Genomic DNA, 10353 nt, shown 5'->3' on the forward strand with positions numbered 1-10353 from the left:
CCTTACATTACGCCACGTCAGGTTCAAGATTCAAGAGTTCTCCGTAAACTAAATTTAAAGTTTTGATTTCGGTGATCTCGATCTCTGCGAAACGACCAACCCACGCGGCATCACCGATAAAGGTGACTAAACGTGTATTGTCTGCGGTACCGATTAAAACATTCGGGTCTTTATCCGACACTTTTTCAATCAGCACGCGTTCAATTTTACCGAGCATGGCATCAGTTTTATCGATACTCGATTTCTTAATCACTTCCTGAACTTGCGCAAGTCGATCTTTTTTCACTTGCTCAGGTGTGCTATCCGGTAAGTCCGATGCAGGGGTGCCCGGACGTTTTGAATAAACAAAGCTATAAGAGTGATCGAAATCTAAATCTTTAATGAATTGCAAGGTTTCAGCAAAGTGTTCATCTGTTTCCCCCGGGAAACCGATAATGAAGTCACTGGATAAATGCATATCTGGACGTACTTTGCGTAGCTTGGCAATTTTATCAATGTACACATCAATGGTGTGGTTACGTTTCATGGCTTGCAGTACATCGTTCGAACCACTTTGTACTGGCAAATGTAGATGCGAAACCATTTGCGGTAAATCACGGTAGCACTGAATCAGATCATCTGAAAATTCAAGCGGGTGAGAGGTGGTGTAGCGTAGACGACCGATTCCTGGAATCTCTGCAACCAAGCGCAATAATTCAGGGAAGGTACAGATGCCACCCTCGAAGGTTTCACCGCGGTAACCATTCACGTTTTGACCGAGCAAGCTGATTTCACGAACCCCTTTTTCAGCTAAACCGGCAATTTCAGCCAGCACGTCATCCAGAGGACGAGACACTTCTTCACCGCGTGTATAAGGAACCACACAGAAAGAACAGTATTTAGAACAGCCTTCCATGATAGAGACAAATGCCTTAAAGCCTTCGACACGTGGTTCAGGCAGGAAGTCGAATTTTTCGATATCCGGGAAAGAAATATCCACCAGTTTGATTTTTTCTTTCTTTGGCTTTTCTACTTGCTCGTTATGCTGATCCAGCATTTGTGGCAAACGGTGCAAGGTTTGCGGGCCAAAGACCATGTCGACATAGGGTGCGCGTTTTTGAATGTTGTCGCCTTCTTGAGAGGCAACACAACCACCGACACCAATCACCAGATCCGGATTTTTTTCTTTAAGTTTGCGCCAGCGGCCTAAACCACTGAAGACCTTTTCTTGGGCTTTTTCACGAATCGAACAGGTATTCATCAGCAGAATATCCGCATCATTCGGGTTGTCAGTGAGCACATAACCGTGTGAATCACCTAATAAATCTGCCATACGATGACTGTCATACTCATTCATCTGACACCCTTGAGTTTCAATATATAACTTCTTAATTGAAACATCAGCGGTGTGCATGGGCTGGGTAACAGTGTTTTCTGAGGCAGCTTTTACAGCACTGGGAATGAATGTTTGAACCGTCATGCAGGCTCCTAAACAAGGTGGATTTAAATAAACCGCGGATTATAGCAGTATTTTTGCTTGTGCGCAGAGAATAAAAAACTGACAAAAATGGACAGTTTGTGAATAAAATTGTGTGAATTTTAATGAATATGAATCAGTAATTTACATAACACAACAATAGTGAGAAGCTAGACTTATTACACTATGTAAGCAGGCAAAATTGGGCATAGATATTGATGAAGATGAAAAAGCAGTGTGATTTAATAACAACAGGAAGACGTAAATCGAATAATAAGAACAGTTTCCGTCGTTTTATTGCCATGAGTGGAATGATTGCCTGTTCATCGGTCTATGCTTTGGATGAACAATTCAATGACGCCCTACGTGCTGCCAGCTCAGGTAACACGGCTTTGCTCGATCAATACCAATATTCAATGCAAAATGATGCATTGGGTTATTATCCAGAATACTGGAAACTGAATACTAATCTCGGCTTCCAGCCTGCTACCTCGATTATCAGTTTTGCTCAGCGTTACCCGCAATCCGCAATGGCTGAGAAACTCGCGGCCGATTATGTCGAAGAAAAAGTTAAACAGGCCAGCTTCGCCGATGCCAAGCCCGTACTGAGTTATGTCACCAATCCTGATCAGGAAGAAAGTTGTGCGGTGGCACAAGTGCGTGCCAAGACGGGCGATAGTCTGGTTTTTGCCGAATATAAAGACATCTGGCTGACCACCAGTACTCAACCTGAATCGTGTAATGGCTTGGGACGTTTAATGCTGTCTAGCCCGTTAATGAGTACCCAAGATCGTCAGCAACGTTTGTGGGGACAATTGCGCGCTGGTCAATCTGGCCCAGCAATTGCTACAGCTCAAACTATGGGCTTGAATCTTTCGCTGGCTCAGTTTAACCAGATTCAGGCCAATCCATTGGGCTATTTATGGAGTGCCCCTAAGTCCAACGATGCCGATTATGCTTATCTGATTTTTGCGCTCGGTCGTGTTGCCGATAGTGACTTAACCAATGCTTTAGGTAATGTGCAACGTGTGGTTCAGGATGTGCCTCAACCTGTACAGAAATATCTTTACCGCACCATTGGCTATGTCGGTGGTACCACTGTGATGAAAAACGGTTTTAACCGTGAAGTACTGAACGCGTTTGATCAGAGTTATGGTTATCCATTTAGCCCGGAAGAAGCTGAAATCTATGCGCGTCAGGCGATTCGTTTCGGGGCCTGGGAAAGTCTGATTCGTGCCATTGATGCAATGTCGGTAACCCAAAAACAGGAAGATCGCTGGCAGTACTGGTTAGCACGTGCCTCTGAGCAGCGTTCTGATGGTGGTTCCAAGCAGGCGGCTCAACAGATTTATCGTAAACTGGCACAAGGTGGCGACGATTATCATAATTTGTTAGCCAAAGACCGTATCGGTGAACGCTATAACCATCAGCCTTATAATGAACAGCCGAGCGCTCAAGATACCCAGCGTCTAAACCAGAATATTCATTTTCGACGTGCCTTTGCGTTAAGAAATATCAATGCACCTGCAAACTATACCAACCGTGAATGGAACTGGGCCGTACGACAGGCTTATTTGCAACATGATGATGGTTTGTTGCTTGCTGCAGCAAAACGTGCGCATGACATGGGCTGGTATGATCGTGCCATTTATGCGGCTGACCGGACCACCTCTCGTCATAACGATACCTATCGTTATGCAACACCGCACCGCAGCAATGTCACCAGTCATAGTTACAATGCTGGTATTGATCCCGCTTGGGCATATGGTTTAATGCGCCAGGAAAGTCGTTTTGTGACCTCTGCACGTTCCAATGTCGGTGCAGGTGGCTTAATGCAGATTATGCCAAACACAGCAAAACTGATTGCACGCCAAATGGGTGAAACCTATAACCCTGCGGCATTAAGTGAAATGAATACCAATATTCGTTACGGTACCTATTACCTTTCTATGATCCAGAGTCAATTGAGTGGCAGTTCGGTACTGGCAACGGCAGGCTATAACGCTGGTCCGAATCGTGCCCGTCGTTGGCAGCCGGATAATCAGACCATGGCCGCAGATCAGTACACCGAAACCATTCCATTACTGGAAACACGTGACTATGTGAAACATGTCATGACCAATGCCACGCACTATGGTGTGGTATTGGGACAGGGCGCACAGTCGTTAGAAAAACGCATGAGTACTATACCTGTGCGCAATAGTCCTTAAACACACGAAGATGTTTAATTGAGATAATGAAGTTTTTGCATTTGATGAAAGCCGTCGACTTATTAAAAGGGAAGTGGATGAAAGCGATACAGGCATTGTTCTGTTATCTGGCCTTATCATTCGCTGCACCGTTATATGCAGCTGATAAACAGGATGTTGCCGGTTATGTCATGCATGTACAGATGACGCCTGCTGCCTGCGCATTTGATTCATCAAGACAAAAACAACGTAAATGTCTGGAAGGCTATTCGCTGACCATTGCAAGTTTGCTGCCTGAAGTCCCTTTAAACCGGGATTGCTCGACCAAGACTTCTGCGAGATTGTCACCGTTACAAGCGAAAGTGGTTGCACGGGTTATGCCGGATGAAAATGCTCGGGTACAACTGTGGCAGGATGTGGGGGGCTGTATGCCAATGAATGCCAGCCAATACTTTAGAACCATTATTAATTTCGCTGAACGCCTGAAAATACCGGCTGACTTGACTAGTCCAAATACCATTGAAGTACAAAAAGAAAGCCTGAGACAGCAGTTTACCAAGCTCAATCCATCCTTGCCGCCAAATGGCATCCGTTTCACTTGCCAATCTTCAAAATTTAATTCGGTTTTGACGGAAATTCGGGTTTGTTATCAGAAAAATGGTCAATATAAACAATGTGCTAGCCATATTGTAACGGGCTGCCCAAGTGAGTTTACGATTAAAGGCAGTTATTAGGCTTTTACCTAGTTTGATTTGTATTTTCTATTAGACTTTCGTTGAAATTCATTCTCTTTTACATGCATATGCATTCGCTTTAGAGTACAATCTTTGCCGTTTATGATAATTCGGTTGAATAACAATAACGTTCAATCGTGCTAACGCATCTCATTGGAGAATATCACATGAAGCAACCCGTTCGTGTTGCCGTTACAGGCGCTGCTGGTCAAATTGGTTATAGCTTATTATTCCGTATCGCAAGCGGCGAAATGTTAGGTAAAGATCAACCAGTCATTTTACAATTGCTTGAAGTTCCTTTTGAGAAAGCTCAACAAGCGCTTAAAGGCGTGATGATGGAACTTGATGACTGTGCTTTCCCGTTATTGGCAGGCATGATCGGGACTGATGATCCTAAAGTTGCATTTAAAGATGCTGATTACGCGTTATTAGTTGGTTCACGTCCACGTGGTCCAGGTATGGAACGTGCTGACTTATTAAAAGTAAATGGCGAAATCTTCATTGGCCAAGGTCAAGCATTGAACGAAGTTGCAAGCCGTGATGTTAAAGTATTGGTTGTGGGTAACCCTGCGAACACCAATGCTTACATCGCAATGAAATCTGCTCCAGATCTTCCTGCTAAAAACTTCACAGCAATGTTGCGTCTTGACCACAACCGTGCGTTGACTCAACTTGCTCAAAAAGCAGGTGTTGCAGTTTCTGACATCGAAAACATGACTGTTTGGGGTAACCACTCTCCAACCATGTATGCTGACTACCGTTTCGCAACAGCAAATGGCGTAAGCTTAAAAGACAAAATCAACGATGCGGCTTGGAACAAAGATGTGTTCCTTCCAACTGTTGGTAAACGTGGTGCTGCGATTATCGAAGCGCGTGGTTTGTCTTCAGCTGCTTCAGCTGCGAATGCTGCAATTGACCATATGCGTGACTGGGCGTTGGGTACTAACGGCAAATGGGTCACTATGGGTATTCCATCTGATGGTTCTTATGGTATTCCTGAAGGCGTAATGTTCGGTTTTCCTGTAACCACTGAAAACGGTGAATACAAAATCGTTCAAGGTTTAGAAATCGACGAATTCAGCCGTGAGCGTATCAACTTCACGCTGAACGAGCTTGAAGAAGAACGTGCAGCGATTGCTGACATGGTTAAATAATTTATCAGTTTGATAAATTGAAAAAAGCACTCTCTATAGAGTGCTTTTTTTATACATGAATCACAAAAAACAACAAGAAAATATAGACATACCTAAGCATATCTGCTGGGTTTGCTGATAAATTATTTTGATCGGAAGCACTTATGGAGAATAACAATGTTTGAACAACAACCCACACTGGAACTTTTATTTGAGCAACTTGGGCTTGGGGCAGATGATGCTGCAATTGAAAGTTTTGTGAAAACGCATCAGCTCGGTGCTGATCAGAAATTGCATGAAGCCGAGTTCTGGAGTGCGGGTCAGCGAGATTTTCTAAAAAGTCACTGGGACAAAGATGATGACTGGGCCATTGTAATTGATGAGCTGAATCAGCAGTTGCATGTAGACAGTACCAAGTCATGATTCCATAAAAATAAAGCTCACATTAGTGAGCTTTATTGCGTAATAGGGTACTAAACCAGTCTTCTTTACGGACTTCAACAAAAGCGGGGTGAAGCTGTAGTAATTCCAGATCATGCTCTAGGCAAGACACATACTTTTTCAACCAGTGTCGTGTTAAGGCCTGTTCTTGCTTAACGGCAGATGCATAAGCCAAAAAGAAATAAATATCCAGATGCTCATGATGTGCCAGCGGTTTCAAGATCTGCTGAGTAATGAGGGCAAAACGTTGCTCTTTGGTCAGCTCGAAATAAATCATATAAGCTTTGGCTAAAGTCAACGACAGGTTGAGATACAGGCTTAATGGCATTTCCTCATATTCAATACGTGCCTGTTCAAGCAATACGATTGCTTCTTGCAAGAAATGCAACTGTTCCTGACGTACATGACTTATTACAACCAGCTGTAAACGCAGGTCTGCACGCTCTAAAGCAAGTTCAGGACTATTGTTCTCTAAAAAGAGTTGGTCAGTTTCACCAATGCGTGCAATGACTTGTTTAGTTTCGTTTGACATGTATTGATCCAGAATCGTCAGTTATGCCTAGGTATATAAGGCTGTTTTTAGCAATTTAAAGGGCTTAGCCCTGATTCCAGATTGAGCTTCCGCTACGTAACCATGCAGTAATCGACAGGCGCTGTTGTTTTGAACGTAGAACCTCATGTAATAAATCGCTCTGGAAAATCGCCAGACGATTAGGTGAGGGCTGGATAATATGCCATTGACCATTTTTATCCTGCAAACGTAATTGGCCGCCCCAGTCCTCTTGCCAGCTTTCATGCACATAGAATACGGTGGAAATCATCCGGTCATTTTTTTGTTGCGGATTGTCACGATGCAAAGCATAAAATTCACCGGCGTTATAGCAGGCAAAATGTGCTTCTACTTCTTTGATGCCGAGATAAAAGGCCTGATTTAAAGTTTGTGATAATACTTCTAAGGCCTTGAGATGCTGTTGGGCAATCGGTAACTGACCATCAATCCACAGGATATGGTCACTCCGGATATGACTGACCACACCATTTTGTACTCCCGCTGCTCTGAATTCCGCAAGATGAGAGGTGCATTCATGAACAAGAGAGTGTACATATTCATGTGAATAGACATCATCAATCACGGCAAAGCCAAATTCATTTAAATCATCCAGAATTTGCTCTAAATTCCATGATTCAGCAAGAGAGGTTGGTTGCATGGCACTCCAGTTTAGGATGGGTTGGATTAAAGTGCGATTTTAGACGATCACATCAACGCTAAAGAATACTTTTTTCTTTCATGTTAAACTACCTGCTGAATTGAGGAATAAATTGTCAACATGAATTACCGTCACCATTTCCATGCGGGTAACTTTGCCGATGTTATGAAGCATGTACTTTTGCTTCAACTGCTTGCTCGCTTAAATACGAAAGATAAACCTTATCGATATATTGATACCCATGGTGGTGCCGGTAAATATGATTTATCGACTTCTGAAGCACAAAAATCAGGTGAATTCTTAACGGGTATCCATCGTTTGGTCAAACTTGACGATTCGATTAAACGAAATGCACCGGAAGGTGTAAAGCAATATCTTAAAATTGTTGAAGATATGCGTGCAGCTTCGGGTAAAGGTGCTTATCCAGGATCACCTTGGTTTGCGCTTGAAGGCATGCGTGAAACAGATAAAGCGACTGTGTTTGAAATGCAGCGTGACGTGTTTCAGCAATTATATTTTAATATTCGCGATAAACGTGCTGGCCTGCATGAGCGTGATTTTTATGAAGGTCTGATGGGGGTCATTCCACCAAAAGAAAAGCGTGGATTGGTCATGATTGACCCACCTTACGAAATCGAGCGTAAAGATTTCCCACAGCTGGTTGAATTACTGCAAACCGCTCATAAAAAATGGCCAACAGGGGTATTCGCTGTTTGGTATCCAATCAAAGATCGCGCGATGATCGACCGTTTTGAAAAGAAAATGTTGAAAACCGGTATTCGCCGTCAATTGATTTGTGAAATTTGCGTATGGCCAGATGACACACCTGTTGGATTGAATGGTTGTGGTTTGTTAGTGATTAATCCACCTTGGAAATTCTCGGAAGATGCGGATCAGGCATTACAATGGTTATTTCCACATTTGCGTATGAGTGAAAATGGTGGACATGCTGCAGTGCGTTGGTTGGTGGGTGAATAACCCATCAACGTCCAAATATTCTTGAGGAATTGAAAATAATGACAAATTCTCTTAAACCTGATTCTGATTTAAATAAAGATGCCCATTCTTTTGATGGCATCACTTTTGAAGTAGAAGAAGAAGAGCATACGCACGAAGGACAAAAAGTGAAACGTCGTGGCATTTATTTGTGGCCGAATTTAATTACAACGGCTGCACTTCTTTCTGGTTTCTACTCAATTATTGCCAGTATGAATGGTAATTTTAACCAGGCGATTTATGCCATTTTTCTGGCTGCATTACTTGATGGCCTGGATGGTCGCGTGGCACGTGCAATTGGTGCGCAAAGTGCATTTGGTGAACAATACGACTCACTTTCTGACTTATTGGCTTTTGGTGTGGCGCCTGCAATCTTGATGTATAGCTGGAGTTTACATGACCTTGGGCGTATTGGTTTAGCCTGTTGCTTTATCTATACCGCTTGTGCAGCTTTCCGTCTAGCACGTTTCAATGTACAGATTGGTGTAGTGGATAAGCGCTATTTTATCGGAATTGCCAGTCCGCTTGCCGCCGTTACCGTGATTTCATTAGTATGGGTTGGTCGTGATTTTCCGTTTATCTTTGATTTAAGAGATATTGTGATTCAGGTGATTAATTCGGTGGTCATGGTCGCAGTCGGTTTACTGATGATTTCGAACATCAAATACTATTCATTTAAACAAATGGATCGTAAACGTGTACCTTTTGTCGTGATGTTGCCTGTGGTCTTGATTTTTGCTGCAATCACGTACAACATTCCTGTAGGGATCTTGATTGTATGTATTCTCTATGTGCTTTCAGGCTTTGTAACGACTTTGTTTGCTAAAAAGAATGATGAAAAAATAACAACCTAAAATTCAGGAGGTTCAGTATGCCAATATTGATGAGTAATAATCAATTAAAGCAGCTGAACCTCAATAAGTCAGATGCTTTAACTTTTCACCCGCCTAAGGGTTTATTTAAAATTGTTTATCAGGCCCTGATCCTGCCGAATTTGCCTGAGCCATTTCATTATTTCAATTTTATTAGCCTGATTGGGCAACCTCGTATTCCGATTTGCTATAACGCCAGTGCCATTACCACGACTGCGATTGATACTGCTACTGTTCTGGTCAGTAGCAGTGCATCCACGGTGGGGCATCTGAAAAGCTATAGTGCAAAAGAACAATGCCAGTTAGAAGTAGATCGCTATCAGTTTCTTGATGTCGATCATATTCAGGCCGATTTTCCTCATTATTATTTTAAACGGAATGATGAAGAACTCAGTTGTCAGCTCAAAGTGAAGATCTGCACAGATATTGAAAATCACTCGGCTCTGCAATGGGGGGTGGCAGATTACTGGTATGTTTCTTGCCAATGTGAGGGTGAAATTGTATATAAAAAACAAAAATACCAAATTGAAGCGCGAGGTGTCTTAAAACATGCCCGGGCGATTTATTTTCCTTTTATCGCTTTTCATTTTTTCACCTATCAAATTATTCAGATTCATCCTGATTTGCAAATCATCATGTCTGAACTCAGAAACCAATGGAATAACATTGTCTTTTCACGGATAGAAATACAAACAAAAGAGACCAATGTTATCTATGAACATCAGGTCGTTCTGGATATCACCCGTGTTTATCCGAAAGTCAAAACACCGAATGGGCGGGAAATGTATTTGCCACGAGAGTTTATTTGGCAGTATCAAGAAAAAGATGAAGTGATTTTCCAGCTGCAGGCCAAAAGTCGGGGAGACTATAAGTTTGGTCTTGCTGCAGGATATGTAGGTAGCTTTCATTACCAGCTATTATGGAAAAATAAAATTTATGAAGGCACCGGATACTGTGAATATATCGATTGCAGACCATTACATTGGCAGGAAAAAAATAAAACCGAGCAAATAATCGACCAAATTCCACATTTTCAGCCTTATTTGTGTAAAAAATAGACGCTTGGTTAAATAATTTAAATAAAAATAGAAAAGGGTGTTGCATTGGTTAGGGAATACTGTAGAATGCACATCCATCGGCGGTGATGCAGATAAAAACTTGTTGAGAAACAAGGATTTGGCTAAAATGGTTAGATTCTTGGGTTGGTTGATAAGTTTGCTAAATATCTAAATTACCTGTTGACTTTTAAGAAATTGAGAGTAATATAGCCGACCTAGCTTGATGATGACGAATCATCGAGAAGATCATTAAGAGAATAGAAGAA

10 protein-coding genes are annotated in these 10353 nt (G+C 42.4%); 7 read left to right on the top strand and 3 right to left on the bottom strand.

Features of this window, described 5'->3' with window-relative positions:
• Positions 1-7: 7 nt before the first annotated feature.
• Positions 8-1459: a tRNA (N6-isopentenyl adenosine(37)-C2)-methylthiotransferase MiaB gene (gene miaB, locus JO943_RS14945; protein WP_005226701.1), complete on the bottom strand. Its 1452-nt coding sequence runs from the start codon at positions 1457-1459 to the stop codon at positions 8-10.
• Positions 1460-1758: 299 nt separating this feature from the next.
• Between miaB and JO943_RS14950 the strand changes: the two genes are divergently transcribed.
• The 4 genes from JO943_RS14950 (at position 1759) to JO943_RS14965 (ending at position 5935) form a co-directional block, all read left to right on the top strand.
• Positions 1759-3666 (top strand): lytic transglycosylase domain-containing protein, encoded by a 1908-nt coding sequence (locus tag JO943_RS14950; protein ID WP_171067862.1) that lies wholly within the window; start codon positions 1759-1761, stop codon positions 3664-3666.
• Between the two features lie 44 nt (positions 3667-3710).
• A complete protein-coding gene (locus tag JO943_RS14955) occupies positions 3711-4379 on the top strand; it encodes a ribonuclease I (protein ID WP_032876211.1) in 669 nt (222 codons plus the stop codon).
• 167 nt (positions 4380-4546) lie between these two features.
• Positions 4547-5533 carry a malate dehydrogenase gene (locus JO943_RS14960; protein ID WP_005226708.1) on the top strand — a complete coding sequence of 329 codons (987 nt, stop codon included), beginning with the start codon at positions 4547-4549 and terminating at the stop codon, positions 5531-5533.
• Positions 5534-5689: 156 nt separating this feature from the next.
• Positions 5690-5935 (top strand): DUF2789 family protein, encoded by a 246-nt coding sequence (locus tag JO943_RS14965; RefSeq protein ID WP_005280568.1) that lies wholly within the window; start codon positions 5690-5692, stop codon positions 5933-5935.
• A gap of 22 nt (positions 5936-5957) precedes the next feature.
• Here JO943_RS14965 and JO943_RS14970 read toward each other — a convergent pair whose 3' ends face one another.
• Positions 5958-6485: a hypothetical protein gene (locus tag JO943_RS14970; protein ID WP_005280565.1), complete on the bottom strand. Its 528-nt coding sequence runs from the start codon at positions 6483-6485 to the stop codon at positions 5958-5960.
• A gap of 64 nt (positions 6486-6549) precedes the next feature.
• On the bottom strand, positions 6550-7161 hold the full coding sequence (locus JO943_RS14975; RefSeq protein ID WP_005226714.1) for a 2OG-Fe(II) oxygenase: 612 nt from the start codon (positions 7159-7161) through the stop codon (positions 6550-6552).
• A gap of 120 nt (positions 7162-7281) precedes the next feature.
• Between JO943_RS14975 and JO943_RS14980 the strand changes: the two genes are divergently transcribed.
• Genes JO943_RS14980 through JO943_RS14990 form a run of 3 tightly spaced genes read left to right on the top strand, consistent with a single transcriptional unit; the run spans position 7282 to position 10087 of the window.
• Positions 7282-8139 (top strand): 23S rRNA (adenine(2030)-N(6))-methyltransferase RlmJ, encoded by an 858-nt coding sequence (locus JO943_RS14980; RefSeq protein WP_005280560.1) that lies wholly within the window; start codon positions 7282-7284, stop codon positions 8137-8139.
• Between the two features lie 38 nt (positions 8140-8177).
• Positions 8178-9011, top strand: a complete 834-nt coding sequence (pssA, locus tag JO943_RS14985) for a CDP-diacylglycerol--serine O-phosphatidyltransferase (RefSeq protein ID WP_005226718.1) — start codon at positions 8178-8180, stop codon at positions 9009-9011.
• Positions 9012-9028: 17 nt separating this feature from the next.
• The gene (locus tag JO943_RS14990) at positions 9029-10087 is read left to right on the top strand and encodes a DUF6670 family protein (protein ID WP_202741206.1); all 1059 of its coding nucleotides are present in this window, start codon (positions 9029-9031) and stop codon (positions 10085-10087) included.
• Positions 10088-10353 lie beyond the last annotated feature (266 nt).

The sequence above is a fragment of the Acinetobacter sp. 'aerobic (ED)' genome (genome assembly GCF_904886855.1).
GTDB classification, from domain to species: Bacteria; Pseudomonadota; Gammaproteobacteria; order Pseudomonadales; family Moraxellaceae; genus Acinetobacter; species Acinetobacter courvalinii.